At 57.7% G+C, this 12,026-nt stretch carries 13 protein-coding genes and 1 pseudogene; 6 read left to right on the plus strand and 8 right to left on the minus strand.

The features are described from left to right. Positions 1 to 241: 241 nt before the first annotated feature. Positions 242 to 1,024 (minus strand): MBL fold metallo-hydrolase, encoded by a 783-nt coding sequence (locus M7Q83_RS13165; protein ID WP_298339745.1) that lies wholly within the window; start codon positions 1,022 to 1,024, stop codon positions 242 to 244. A gap of 445 nt (positions 1,025 to 1,469) precedes the next feature. Between M7Q83_RS13165 and M7Q83_RS13170 the strand changes: the two genes are divergently transcribed. Further along, positions 1,470 to 1,979, plus strand: a complete 510-nt coding sequence (locus tag M7Q83_RS13170) for a GNAT family N-acetyltransferase (RefSeq protein WP_298339748.1) — start codon at positions 1,470 to 1,472, stop codon at positions 1,977 to 1,979. Between the two features lie 706 nt (positions 1,980 to 2,685). On the opposite strand, the gene M7Q83_RS13175 is transcribed toward M7Q83_RS13170, so the two are convergent. After that, positions 2,686 to 5,034, minus strand: a complete 2,349-nt coding sequence (locus tag M7Q83_RS13175; RefSeq protein ID WP_298339751.1) for a hypothetical protein — start codon at positions 5,032 to 5,034, stop codon at positions 2,686 to 2,688. 219 nt (positions 5,035 to 5,253) lie between these two features. Here M7Q83_RS13175 and M7Q83_RS13180 point away from each other — a divergent pair, with 219 nt between their 5' ends. Continuing rightward, a complete protein-coding gene (locus M7Q83_RS13180) occupies positions 5,254 to 5,568 on the plus strand; it encodes a hypothetical protein (RefSeq protein WP_298339753.1) in 315 nt (104 codons plus the stop codon). Between the two features lie 542 nt (positions 5,569 to 6,110). Here the strand turns inward: M7Q83_RS13180 and M7Q83_RS13185 are convergent. The 6 genes from M7Q83_RS13185 to M7Q83_RS13210 form a co-directional block, all read right to left on the minus strand. Further along, a complete protein-coding gene (locus M7Q83_RS13185) occupies positions 6,111 to 6,398 on the minus strand; it encodes a hypothetical protein (RefSeq protein WP_298339756.1) in 288 nt (95 codons plus the stop codon). Continuing rightward, on the minus strand, positions 6,395 to 6,823 hold the full coding sequence (locus M7Q83_RS13190) for a putative toxin-antitoxin system toxin component, PIN family (protein WP_298339759.1): 429 nt from the start codon (positions 6,821 to 6,823) through the stop codon (positions 6,395 to 6,397). Before M7Q83_RS13190 ends, M7Q83_RS13185 begins: the two co-directional genes overlap by 4 nt. Beyond that, positions 6,816 to 7,100 (minus strand): CopG family transcriptional regulator, encoded by a 285-nt coding sequence (locus M7Q83_RS13195; protein WP_298339762.1) that lies wholly within the window; start codon positions 7,098 to 7,100, stop codon positions 6,816 to 6,818. Before M7Q83_RS13195 ends, M7Q83_RS13190 begins: the two co-directional genes overlap by 8 nt. A gap of 431 nt (positions 7,101 to 7,531) precedes the next feature. After that, on the minus strand, positions 7,532 to 8,281 hold the full coding sequence (locus M7Q83_RS13200) for a reverse transcriptase domain-containing protein (protein WP_298339765.1): 750 nt from the start codon (positions 8,279 to 8,281) through the stop codon (positions 7,532 to 7,534). Next, positions 8,268 to 8,510, minus strand: a complete 243-nt coding sequence (locus M7Q83_RS13205) for a hypothetical protein (RefSeq protein WP_298339769.1) — start codon at positions 8,508 to 8,510, stop codon at positions 8,268 to 8,270. The genes M7Q83_RS13200 and M7Q83_RS13205 overlap by 14 nt, the downstream gene beginning before the upstream one ends. A 462-nt stretch (positions 8,511 to 8,972) precedes the next feature. Then, positions 8,973 to 9,194 (minus strand): hypothetical protein, encoded by a 222-nt coding sequence (locus tag M7Q83_RS13210; RefSeq protein ID WP_298339772.1) that lies wholly within the window; start codon positions 9,192 to 9,194, stop codon positions 8,973 to 8,975. A gap of 251 nt (positions 9,195 to 9,445) precedes the next feature. Here M7Q83_RS13210 and M7Q83_RS13215 point away from each other — a divergent pair, with 251 nt between their 5' ends. The 4 genes and pseudogenes from M7Q83_RS13215 to M7Q83_RS13225 all read left to right on the plus strand — a co-directional run. Continuing rightward, a complete protein-coding gene (locus tag M7Q83_RS13215) occupies positions 9,446 to 10,546 on the plus strand; it encodes a tyrosine-type recombinase/integrase (RefSeq protein WP_298339775.1) in 1,101 nt (366 codons plus the stop codon). Further along, positions 10,428 to 10,685, plus strand: coding sequence for a tyrosine-type recombinase/integrase (locus tag M7Q83_RS14380; protein WP_366526422.1), 258 nt, complete (start codon positions 10,428 to 10,430; stop codon positions 10,683 to 10,685). The genes M7Q83_RS13215 and M7Q83_RS14380 overlap by 119 nt, the downstream gene beginning before the upstream one ends. Beyond that, positions 10,672 to 11,502, plus strand: a complete 831-nt coding sequence (locus M7Q83_RS13220; protein WP_298339777.1) for a tyrosine-type recombinase/integrase — start codon at positions 10,672 to 10,674, stop codon at positions 11,500 to 11,502. The genes M7Q83_RS14380 and M7Q83_RS13220 overlap by 14 nt, the downstream gene beginning before the upstream one ends. A gap of 285 nt (positions 11,503 to 11,787) precedes the next feature. Further along, positions 11,788 to 12,026, plus strand: a pseudogene (locus tag M7Q83_RS13225) (IS21 family transposase); the annotation flags it as partial.

Below are 12,026 nucleotides of genomic sequence, written 5' to 3' on the forward strand. Positions count from 1 at the left end.
CAGGTGCCCCGGAGCAAGCCGCTTAGTGGTCTTGCGAGGCGATGGAATGGACTACCATGAAATCGCTAACTGTTCATCCCGCTCCCTTAGGCCACCTGCATCGAAACACGCCATGATATCGGGCCTCATCGAGTGCCGAACGCTCGGTGCCGGTCAGCACGGTTTCGTAGCTTTCAGAGCACTAGCAGCAGGGTGGCATTAGCTGGTTGGGGCTGAGATGGGTCGGTTGCCTCGTGTTGCTTCAACGTTGTTCCTTCGCCCAGGCGGCTTGGCGTTCGTGGTGCTCCTTGAGCCACTGTGCCCGGATACGGTCGTCACTCGTACTTGCACCTGTTGCGATGTCGTCTAGGTATCTTCGATCGAGGGTGATACGTCGATCCAGCTCACCCTGGTCGCCCGGTCTTCCGTGGCCCGGGATGAAAGTAACAACCCAGTCAAGGAAGTGTGCATACAGATCAAGGGCGGCGAAGTAATCGGAGAGCGGGTCGGACTGCTCAAGGTCGAGCGTTGGGATCTCGATGTCAGACACCATGTCCCCCGCTACGAGGATTTGCCGGTTGGTGATCCAGAGCGCAGCATGCCCAGGCGCATGGGCTCGGTGCTCGATGACCTGACAGTTCACGGGCCAGAGGGGTTCAGTATCGGACCAGGTCGTGAGGAGGCCGGATAAGTCTACGTCGTGACCAGGGCATTGCTGAGAGATGTACTCGTGGAGCTCTGCTAACTCGGCCTTACAGGTATCCACGCTAGCAGAAACAGCGAGCCGCGGGACCTCAACCCCGAACCGCGCTGACCAGAGGACATGGTCCCAGTGGGCGTGCGTCGACCATCCAAGCGTGACCCGAAGGCCTCTCTCCTCAACGAAGTCCGCGATCACGTCGAGATCGGATGGGGTAATCGCCGGGTCAATGAGCATGCAGCTGGTGTTATCGAGCGCAACGATGGTGCTCGTCGTCATCTCGCGGTCACTCGTGTGGACCCAGACACCGTCGTCTATGGCCTGGATGGGAATGTTCGTCGACATTCACCGAAGCCTAGTATTCTTTGGCAGTTGGCGATATGGTACTCACAAAATCCGATCCCAGGGTGTCCCTATCGCTTGGTCAGGTCGATACAGCGGCCTTCTAGTTACCTCCCTCTTGGCCTCTCATTTATGTGCCAAACGAAGCGGACGGCTCTGGTTGCATGCGAGAGTTCGCTCGAGTAGCACCATTAAAGACGGGGATCCGGTGACGATTGAAGCGGACCCTGGCTGAGACGACTCGCTCCGAGGCACTCGACTCCTTGGAGCCGACCTCCGCCGGCTAGCTATCGTGAGCTCGCTCATGTGACATGGGCCGTCTCTCAACCCCTACCTATAACGTCTGAGCTTGTAGACGCACGTAACACTTGGCTAGAGTGAGGTGCTGCAGGGCATGGCACGAAGGTTGGTACCCTGGTACCGCGAAGGGACGAGGAGGTGTGCTACTATGCCTGTACGTCACGCCAAGCCCGGCGACGCACTCGGCATCGGAAGGGTTCATGTCGCATCATGGCAAGCTGCGTATCGAGGGGTGCTTGCACAGGACGATCTCGATTCCCTTGATCCCGCTCAACGCGGGGCAAACTGGAGACGGTATCTGAACGGACCCCTCGCAAGCGATGAATCCGTCTTCATAGCTGAAGTTCAGCCCAATACTGTTCTCGGCTTTGCCAGCGTTGGACAGTCGCGAGATGCCAACGGAGTCGGAGAGTTGCGGTGCCTGTATGTGAGCCCGGAGCACTGGGGCCAAGGCGTTGGAGGCGAACTCCTGTCCAGTAGCATCGATGCGCTAGTGGCCTGTGGCTTCCGTGAAGCCACTCTCTGGGTCTTAGACAGCAACGACAGAGCTCGCAGGTTCTACGAGGCCAACGGATGGGCCGTGGACCAAGGCGTGAAGCAAGAGACGATCGGCAAAATAACGGTACGCGAGGTTCGGTATCGCCGAGCGCTCGCCTGACGGGACAATCCTGCAATAGGCACGCGCGAGTGCAGGCGGTCGGGAGGAGTCTACTGAGAGGCACGCATTCCGAGGTTGAGTAGCTGAGGGGTGCAGGGGTGGTACCCGAGAGAGCAACCCATAAGATTATGAGTCCGAGTGTACCGTCTCGCACTTCTTTGTTCGTCCGAGTTTGTTCGTCCGAGCGACCGATTTGTTGAACTGAGAGTGCGAGAAAGAGACCCGCACCCTGCGGGTACGCGACTTACCATATTGTTGGACCAACGGATGGGACCCCTTTCAGTGTGACCGTGAAATCGATAGAATCACCAAGCGCAATCGCGACCCGCTGGCCAGTGCCACCCCAGGTGGCGCCAACTGCCGAGCCACGACCGCAGAACGTGCAAAGGGCTCTTCAGCCCGTAGAGTCTGTCCGGTTACCGGAACCTCGATGACAAACTTTGAAGGTATCGAAGTGTAGGCCCCCCTGCCACACGCCAACCAACGCATCTCTGACCCCACGACCCTCTACCGGAGCGCCTCCGTCTCTCATCACCAGCTCGTTCCCCACCCCAAGACCACTCTCGGCACCACAGCAGCCATCCCTGTGAGCGACCTGATCGCAGAAGATCGTCAGCTGTGGCTGCCAAAACCCGCACTTCCAGCGTGCGCCGAACACCGACAAGATCCTCGCGTGCAACCGGTCCCTCACGATCCCAACGATCACTCAACCGGCAATGAGTGTGACCCAGCCATTCCGAATAGCGTTCGTCTCGAGATAGCGATGAACCACGCCAGAGTACGTGAGCATGCCGTTGACCAGGAGCTTGTTCAAGAGTACAGGTCCGGCCTCCAGACTAGGGCTAATTACCGCGCTTTGCACAGACAACCGGGGAGCTTGACCCCCCGCCGTATTCTCAGGGTTAATAGTCATGGTTACCAAACAGTGCTGCTGCCCACACGCAATCGATGCAGCCTCCGGTGTCGACTGTGAACTCACTGGGTGCAGCTTGAGTGAGCGAACCTTCCACGAACCTGTGAGGGGTTGACCGCCAATCGTCAACGTAGACTGACTCGTCGCAACAACGCCATCACAGCCCCCGGTGAGTGAGCACCCAACCGTGAAGAGCCCGGGGCCTGGGAGAGAATAGGGAACGTTACCCGCAAGCCGCACCAACTCCCACGTAGCACCCCCATTGTTACTCCGTGCGACAAATGGGCGCAAGGTTCCATAGCCGTCGACAAAATCATGCTGACCCATGGCAACGCAATCGCCACGACCCATACAGGTGACCGCGCCTATTGAGAGATCGTTTCGCAAATGTGAAACCTGAGCTTGGTGCCAACTCGAACCCGCATCATCGGTCCACAGCACGGGGAACTGGAAATGGTGACTGATACCACTCATCGCCATGACACAATCGCGAGGTGTTACACACGAGAGTCCCAACGGACTGGCACCGATACGGAGCGTTCTGACAGTGGTTTTGCCCGTCAATGGGTTGATCGAGAGCAGTTGATACGAGCCGCTCCCCTCCTGCGCAATGACGTCGCAATGATTCGCCGCAGGACACGTCAGCGCGATCGGCGTGATGACGGCAATACCGGCTCCTGGATCATGGACCTGTACGGAACGTACTACCCTACCTTGATTAGGCACGAGTTCTGCAAGCACAAGATGACCTCCAAATGCTCGGAGCGTCTCACACGAACCGCCGTCACAGGAGGCAAGTTGGACACCGTTGGCGAGTGCTGGTGCCTGGGGTATTGACGAGAAGGACAACCCTGACCCAATCCCGAACCCTACTCTTGTCAGCGTGGTCAACCGAGGGATCGTGGTCGTCGTCGAACCCAACGTCAAGAGGCACGCCGTTGAGGTACGCACGCAGCCAAGCGATGGTTGGTCAACTGCTGACCCGCTTGGCACACTCGCGCCTCGGAGACGTTTTCCGACCAGGAGGAAGGTTATGGTGGATTTGTTCGTAGACAGGCTGGCAATGCACCGCGTGGCACTGCAGCTCAGGTCGCGTACGAACGTCCCCGACGCGACAGAGGTGCTCAGTGCCGCAGTCGTTCCATTCGCATAGACCACATTGATGACAATCGTATGGCTGGATGGTGGTGCAAGCGCCGCGGTCCAGTAGCAAGCCTCATCATCACAACCCGCCATCAGATCAGGTTGAACCTGCTCCGACGCAAGAACGCGGTGAAAACCGGTCGCAACTCCCCCGAATAAGAGCTCCTGATCACCGATCATGGCACCGGGAATGGTGACAATGTCGACACAGGCAGAAGGAGTGGCGCACGCAATGGAGTTGGAATCGATCTGTTCAGGAGCGGGTGCGGGCTCGTGGGGAAGTGATATGGGAGACCAAGCAGTCGCGGAAGGCCGTGAAGTCCACGCCATCGGTTGGCCATTACGCACACCCGTCACCCAGCAGGGACCCGTCAGTAGACAGTTCACCGAGCTAGGCTCAAAGCCAGCCGTTACTGGTTCGCTGTTCCACGTTCGACCAGCGTCGTTCGTAACGTAGAGCTCCCGGTTTCCTCCAGCAAGCCCCCTTCCTAACACGGCGTAACAGGTTTGTGCACTCGCGCACGTGGTGCTCTCAACCATCTGCTGTGACCCCATCAACGAGGGAACCAGTGAAAACTCCCCGTGATTGGCACGTCGGACCCAAAGCTGGGAATAATCCGAATATCCGCGCTCGGTCGCCACCAGGCAGGTCGTTGATGCGCAAGCAAGGTTACCTGCGGCTACCGCACTCATTATCGTCGACGTCGAGTTGCGAATCGTACGCACCTCGATCGACGTGAGCGGCCTCTTGCTTACCACTCTGCGATGAGATCGAACGAGCACAAGCCCAAGTCCGCCGATGGTCAGCAACAGCGCAACCAGGCCCAGCACCAGTGATCGGCGATGCCCCGTCACCCTATCAACCCCAGTCCAACGCCGGACCATTGGCGAGCGAATGCCTTCTCTGGTCTCATCAGACCAATGTAGCCCAGATCCACGTACGTCCAGAAGCTCGGACGGGTTCCGTATGTCACAGCGGACAAGGAGTTCAGATGACATCGACCGACCGGCTAGCTCACGAAAGCTAGCCGGTCAGAGTCCAGTTCACGGAGACGCTAGCGTGCTTGATAGAGAAGTCCCCCGTTTGGATAGCGATGTTTCAGTAGCGTACGCCCGTCGGCAAGGACGGAGTGATGACACTTCAGGTAGCCTGGCTCAAATTGGGACCGTATGTACTCCTAACGCAACCATCCCCCGCGTGCAGTTCCACCACTGGTCTTGGCTCGATCAGCTCACGACTGCTTTTTCAACGCAGTTGATCATGTCTTGGGTGCTCGTCTCACCTGGAAAGGTGATCACAAGATCTGCTCTGGCGGCAACCGCAACATCATCGCCTCGATCGATCGGCGGTGGGACGGGGCGATCACTACTGCACAGGTCGAGGTCGATCGAGCCACCACCGATTTAGCCATAGTTACTGCTGATCTGCTCTCCACCACGCCCTCAGCACTTGCCAACAAATTGACCGGTCTCTCAGTACGTCGACTCTCGACAATTGTTCGTGCTACTGCGAACACCCATGCCGCGTCCTGAGGACGGATGGTACAACGCAACTGACCGCCTTCCAACGTGATGGCGCATAAATGAGAGGACCGAGCGTGGAGCCCACGAGAGACTAGGGAGGTATCACCATCGCATCAAAACCCACGGATGCACAACGGGCGATCCTGCAGGAGGATGCAAGAGCTGACAACTGCGCGATACATGGGGCACTCATCGTCACAGAGCGTCGCGTCGCTGCGAGGGGATCCCGGGAGACCACCATTGCCGCGCCAGACAAGGCGGTAGCTCGGGCCACGAGCATCTACCACTCGGCGACCGAGGAACTCGTCTCGCAGATCGGCGAGGAGACTACTGCTGAACTCGTGAGGGCTGATGCCAGTTCCGTTGTACAGTACGCGACGCGCTGACGATTGAACGAGTCTGGGGATCGTATAGATCGGTGAGCCATCTGTCAGGGATTGCTTGGAGGCGTGGCAAGTTCTTCAAATCTCCCCGGCTCGAAGGCGACATCCAGGCAGAGCCGGGGAGACTCGGTCAACCAGATGACCCTCATCGGGCGCATCGTCGCCACTTCAGGGCTGTGAGAGACCGCATCCGACGAGTCCTTTGCGACGGTCCGGGTCACCTCCAACAGCACGGGCCACGTCGAGTTCTACGACAGGTTCCTCCGGAGTTCGCTGGCCAACTTCGCATGCCAGTACCATGATAAGGGGCGCGTCCGTGGCATTGAAGGCAAGCTTCTGGCTCGCCAGTGACAGCTCACCGACTGCAGCAGCACCCGATGCACTGTCGCTCACTCGAATCGGCTCCAGGCGCTCTCCCCGAAGAGAGCGCCCCGGCAGCGTAACGCCCTCCGTCATGCGCGGCCCATTGTCTCCAGGAACGTCAGGGGGCTCATCACCACAAGTCCCAGACGCTGCACCGCGGTGAGATCCGGGTGCCCCGATACCAGCACATCAGCTCCTGCTGCCTCCGCCAGGAGGACGAGGAAGTCATCATCGGGATCACCGGTGATGGGGTCATCCTCTTCCGGAGGATCGTCCACGATGACTGCCAACTCTCGGATTGTAGTCACGAACAGGTGTGCGTCCTCGATACTCAGATACCGCCGGAATTTCGGGCGGCAAAGCACGTCTGCCAGCTCTGCGAGTAGCAACGGCGAGGCAACGAGCTGAAATCGCCCAGCCATTGCTCCAAGGAGCAAGCGGGCGGACACGCCCTCGCGCGACGTGACGGCCGCCACGAAGACATTCGTGTCAAGGACAATGCGGCGCGGCTCACTCACCGCTCACCGTTCGTGCCCGCCGCTCTCGACGGACCGCACGCACCTCGGTCACTGCCTCAGCGAGTGCTGCATCCTCGTCAAGGTCGCTCGTATACCCCACACGCTCCAGCAGCTCTCTGAGCCCATCCCACGCCGCATCCGCGTGGCCGCTTCGAAGATATGACCGCAGCGCGTCCTCGATGACAGCACTCTCGGACCGGTTGGAGGTGAGCGCAGCAGCCTTCGTCGCCGTGAGTACGTCCGGATCGAGGTAGATAGTCGTCTTCTTCTTTGCCATATCTTAAGTCTACCATTACTACGTTATGACGTCATAACGGCACCATGACGTCCACTCGTAGGAGTGTGGGGTCGAGCATGTCCCAGGATCACACGGGGCTGCACGGCTTCAAGGCGCTGCGCTCAGGTACTCGCGGAGGACTCCGTCCTCGTTCCTTAACTCCGTCCTCCTTCTTTGACCCCGCACCTAGTGCATCTTTCGATCCCCACCCCAGAACTCCCAGTTCAGGGGGTTGATCGTTCCGGGTAGGGCAATCCCGGTAGGGACCGCCCTTACAGGCGGCCCCCCGGACAGATCCCATCGTGGGCGACTACCGCAATGGGCTCTGCGCCTTGGGTCCTGGCAGCGAAGCGCACGCTTGGGTGGGGATGCACAATGCTCGCAGGGGGCAACCATCGATCGGAGATCCGGCTAAAACGTTCCCAGGTCATTCAGCTGCGCTGGCTTCGACGCCGAAGCGTCTCTCGCCAGAGTCGTATCACCTGGTCACGAAAGGCCGATACCGCGTCGATGCTGCCTGGCACTGCGTAGTAGTTGATGTGTCCCCTCAATACGCTCGCCAGCCATTGCCTCTGCTCGGGGATGGAGCGATGTCTGCGTCGTCGAAGCTCGGTCTTTGCCTGCTTCAACTTCGCCAGCAGTAGCTTTGCGATGGTGACGCGCCGGAGCCAGAAACGCCCGTCCCTAGTCCTTCCACAGATGTGGGTAAAGCCTAGGAAGTCAAAGGTCTCTGGCTTCTTGAGGCCGCGCTCTCTCCGGTTCGACGCCGCAAAGCGACCGAACTCGATGAGGCGGGTCTTGTCCGGGTGCAGTTCCAAGTTGAACTTCGCGAATCGCTCACGAAGATCATGAAGGAACTGCCTTGCATCACCAAGGTTCTGGAATCCGACCACGAAGTCATCGGCAAACCTCGAGACGATCATGTCGCCTCGTGCGTGTCTCTGCCTCCACTGTCGGACCCAGCGGTCAAAGACATAGTGAAGGTACATGTTGGCGGAGAGCGGTGAAACCGATGCACCCTGTGCTGATCTGACCACTTCCCATCCTCGATGACTCCTGCGGCCAACCACTTGTCGATGAGTCGCAGGATCCTTTTGTCCCCAATGCGATGCTGTAAGAAACTTCCTCAACCACGTCCGATCCAACGTGGAGAAGAAGTCGCTGATATCAGCGTCGAGCACCGGGGTTCACCTTTCTTTCCGAGATCCCGACACTGAGTGCATCCAACGCATGATGCGGGCTGCGCCCTGGTCGGAATCCGAGAAAGTCCTCCTCGTAGATGGCGTTCAATACCTCCACCACCGCACGTTGGACGATCTTGTCCTCCAGCGTTGCGATGCCGAGCGAGCGTTGTCGCCCGTGGCGGTTTCGGTATGTATACCCTCCGCGAGGGGCTTGCCCGGTAAGCACCGCTGTGGACTCTTTGGGAGAAGATCTTCGAGGTTCTGCCTCAGATTCTCTTCGTAGGAGTGCCATGTCACCCTATCGATTCCTGGTTAATCGCCCGATAGGCGACCTCTAGGCGGTCCAGGTCGATGTGGTGCAACAGTGGGGTGAACTTTGCATCCTTATCCTTTCTTGCTACTTCGCGCACACGATCGCACCCGTTTGACACACCTTGTGCGGCACTGGGTCCGGGGCGTGTTAGGTTGGTCGTGTTCCCCTTCCCTCCACCACCTCCGCAACCGGTCCCCCGGTTTTGTTCGGTAGCTTCGTAGGTAATATTAGAGTTGTCTGACTTCCCGCACTCGTTCATCTGGAGGCGTACGACCTTGGTCTTCCCTTAAGCGGCCCGTCTGGTGATCAACCCAACGGGCAAGTGCGGGACCTCCCGGTTCCAGCGCTCAGAGGTTTGCGTGCATGCCATGGTTCTTAAGACCGCGCGGGGCCCACCAACAACTCGCGATAGCGCTGCTGGTGATGTTGCCTTCCGATCTCATAGACGACGTCGGCACCCCGGACTCCGTGATTACGCGGCTCAATAGCCCGGCCTGCACGTGCCCCTGTCAACGCTTCGCCAACGCCCTCACGAACGTGGACGTATGACTCGGGGTCATCGTGGTTCGCTAAACCTTCGATGTAGAGCTCTTTCATCTCCTCCTTGCCGGTTTATCCCGGCGCTCCTATGACCCGATCGAATCCCAGCAAAGGCCAGTGCACATGCAAGGTAACTCTTGCCATTATGTGGAGCTCTACATAATGGCAATTATGTGGAGCTAGGAGTTATGGTGAGTTGTCACCTATTCTCCCTGTCCATCGATGCTCTCTGACGTGCATTACTCACCATAACGCCTCACAATGGGAACGAGCCACCTGGCTCATCAATCCCATAAGGAGGCTATGTTATGTCCGAATCCATCCCGATTCCCGAATTGGTGGACCGCGTGTTAGCGGAGTTGCAGAGACTCCACTATATGGAAAGTACCCAAAACGAGTACCGCAAGTACTACCGTCGTATTCTGCATTATGCCAGTTCCCAGGGTACTAGCCATTATTCGGAAGCATTCGGTCGACAGTTCTTTGAGGCCACCTATGGGTGTGCTTGGCCTGAATTAACCCAACCGGTCCCGAGGAAGTTCCGCCCGATGGTGCGCTATCTGGAATCGCTCAGTGATATGCAACTCCACGGTACAGTTCTCCGCCGCCGATCAAGAAATCAGCCCTACGAGGTGCCATCCACGTTTCGTGCCGCATTTGACGCTTTTACCATTGAATGTGGGCGGCGAGGCTATTCTAAAACCGCCGAACGTGCTCGGAGAGACAGGGAGCGTTTGTTTCTCACATACTTGGAAGCGAATGAGGTTACCCTTGATACCCTGACGGCGCATCACATATCGCGGTTTGTCGCCACATTGATGGATTATCACCCGAAAACGGTCTTAGCCATTCTTACCAATCTTCGAACCTTCTTACGGTTTCTCTACCAGGCTGGCTTCCATGCCGATGATCTGAGCCCAACCGTCCCGCGTATTCGCTCGGGACGCTATGAGCGGTTACCAAAGGTCTGGCCTGCAGATTCAGTCCAACGACTGCTCGGAGCGGTAGACCGGGGGAATCCGACTGGCAAACGCGATTATGCCATTTTACTCCTGGCAGCTCGACTCGGAATGCGTGTCGGTGATATCAGAACCTTGACCTTGTCGGCTATACACTGGGACGCGAAGACCATTTCTTGGGTGCAACAGAAAACCGGCCGTCCAATCGAGTATCCGTTGTTGGATGACGTGGGCTGGGCTATCATCGATTACCTCAAACATGGCCGACCATCAACCATCAGTCCTCAGCTGTTTGTCCGGCATCTCGCACCGTTCGAGGCTTTCGGATTACATGCCAACCTGCACAACATTCACAAAGTACGCCCGGCAGGCTGGAATTACACCACCTGCCGGGGGTCGTGGCCTCCATGCACTCCGGCATACGCTTGCCAGCACCCTGCTCCAACATGACACGCCACTTCCTATTATTGCCGAAATTCTAGGACATCTCAGTACGCAGTCCACTCAGGTGTACCTGGCAGTCGATCGAAACGGTCTGGAACGCTGTGCTCTTAATCCGGAGGAGGTATTTGAATATGCTGACCTCTAACGAGCCAACCTTTACCAGCGTTCTGGAACCCATCATCTATGACTTGATCTGCGAGAAGCGGGGTATCGGCTATCACTACGACAAAGAAGTGCGCGACTTTGCCAGATTTGACCGTTTCTGTGTAGCGGTAGAACATCACGACCTAGCGTTGCCACAAGAGCTTGTCCACGCCTGGACTGTCGAGCAAGCTCATGAAACTGAGATCAATCGACAGCGCCGAATCTCACTGATGCGGGTTCTGGGGCGCTACGTGTGTAAGTGTGGCTGCCCCGCCTTCGTGTACCCGACCCAAGCTACAGATCGATCAGCTTCTAGGTATGTTCCATATATTTTCTCTAAAGTCGAGCTGGCGGCCTTGTTCTCCGCAGCCGACGCTTGTCAGCCCGATAGCAATTCCCCTTACCGGGACCTGGTACTGCCTGTGCTATTCCGGGTGCTCTACGGGACAGGACTGAGGATTGCAGAAGCGCTGGCATTACAGCGAAGCGACCTCGATCTCCGTAACGGCACCTTGCATGTTCGCCAAGCGAAGCTCGACAAGGAACGCTGTATTCCAATACATCCGGTGCTGTTGGAGCGGATGGAACTCTACCTCGGGAAACTGGAACTTATCTTTGGTCCTGAGGGGCCCTTGTTCCCCGGACCTGCTGGGATGGCTTATAGTGTACGCACTATCTACAGTTATTTCCGGCAGTTTCTCTGGCAGGCTCGGATCCCACATCGTGGCCGTGGACAGGGGCCACGAGTGCATGATCTTCGCCATGTGTTCGCAGTCCATTGTCTAAACCTAGAAGCACCGACCGACTCTGGGAATTAGTCCCCCAAAACTGAAGAAAGTGCCCCCTGAGCTGGTAGAATAGGAGTTAGAAAGCAGCCAAAACTACCAACCAAGGAGAACACTTTCTGTGACACGATCTTACCAGACTCCAGAAGGTATCGAAGTCAGTTTCGACGATGAGAATCTGGTCGCTAATGCGGGACTTCTCTTGGTCTCCACTCTTGCCTCCAAGCTTGGTCTCGATGCTCTCATCTCTGAGCGAGTGGTGAGCGCGAACCACGATCATCTCTCTTTGAACCCCAACATCTGGTTCTTGTCACCTCTCTCGTTGAGGAGTCAAAGGGCCAGGTCAGAGCTGACGTCATCCATCGGCGTCTTGTCGCCATCGGGTTCACCGGTTCAGAGCGCACGACTCGCAGGGCAGTCCGCAAGGAGAAGGCGCGGTACCGACGAGCCAACGCGCGGGTGTATTGGCCCTGGATCCCAGAGCCTGGCAAGTGGGCACAGTACGACTTCTCTGACGGGCCTGTGGTCGGTGGAGTAAAGACTACGTTGTTTCACTT

Source organism: Ferrimicrobium sp. (genome assembly GCF_027364955.1).
Taxonomy (GTDB): Bacteria; Actinomycetota; Acidimicrobiia; order Acidimicrobiales; family Acidimicrobiaceae; genus Ferrimicrobium.

Bases quoted from the DNA above. Each gene is read 5' to 3' on its own strand.
- M7Q83_RS14380 (WP_366526422.1), top strand. From the start codon at position 10,428: ATGCCAACCTGCACAACATTCACAAAGTACGCCCGGCAGGCTGGAATT.
- M7Q83_RS13195 (WP_298339762.1), bottom strand. From the start codon at position 7,100: ATGGCAAAGAAGAAGACGACTATCTACCTCGATCCGGACGTACTCACG.
- M7Q83_RS13220 (WP_298339777.1), top strand. From the start codon at position 10,672: ATGCTGACCTCTAACGAGCCAACCTTTACCAGCGTTCTGGAACCCATC.
- M7Q83_RS13165 (WP_298339745.1), bottom strand. From the start codon at position 1,024: ATGTCGACGAACATTCCCATCCAGGCCATAGACGACGGTGTCTGGGTC.
- M7Q83_RS13170 (WP_298339748.1), top strand. From the start codon at position 1,470: ATGCCTGTACGTCACGCCAAGCCCGGCGACGCACTCGGCATCGGAAGG.
- M7Q83_RS13185 (WP_298339756.1), bottom strand. From the start codon at position 6,398: ATGACGGAGGGCGTTACGCTGCCGGGGCGCTCTCTTCGGGGAGAGCGC.
- M7Q83_RS13175 (WP_298339751.1), bottom strand. From the start codon at position 5,034: ATGTCATCTGAACTCCTTGTCCGCTGTGACATACGGAACCCGTCCGAG.
- M7Q83_RS13210 (WP_298339772.1), bottom strand. From the start codon at position 9,194: ATGAAAGAGCTCTACATCGAAGGTTTAGCGAACCACGATGACCCCGAG.
- M7Q83_RS13215 (WP_298339775.1), top strand. From the start codon at position 9,446: ATGTCCGAATCCATCCCGATTCCCGAATTGGTGGACCGCGTGTTAGCG.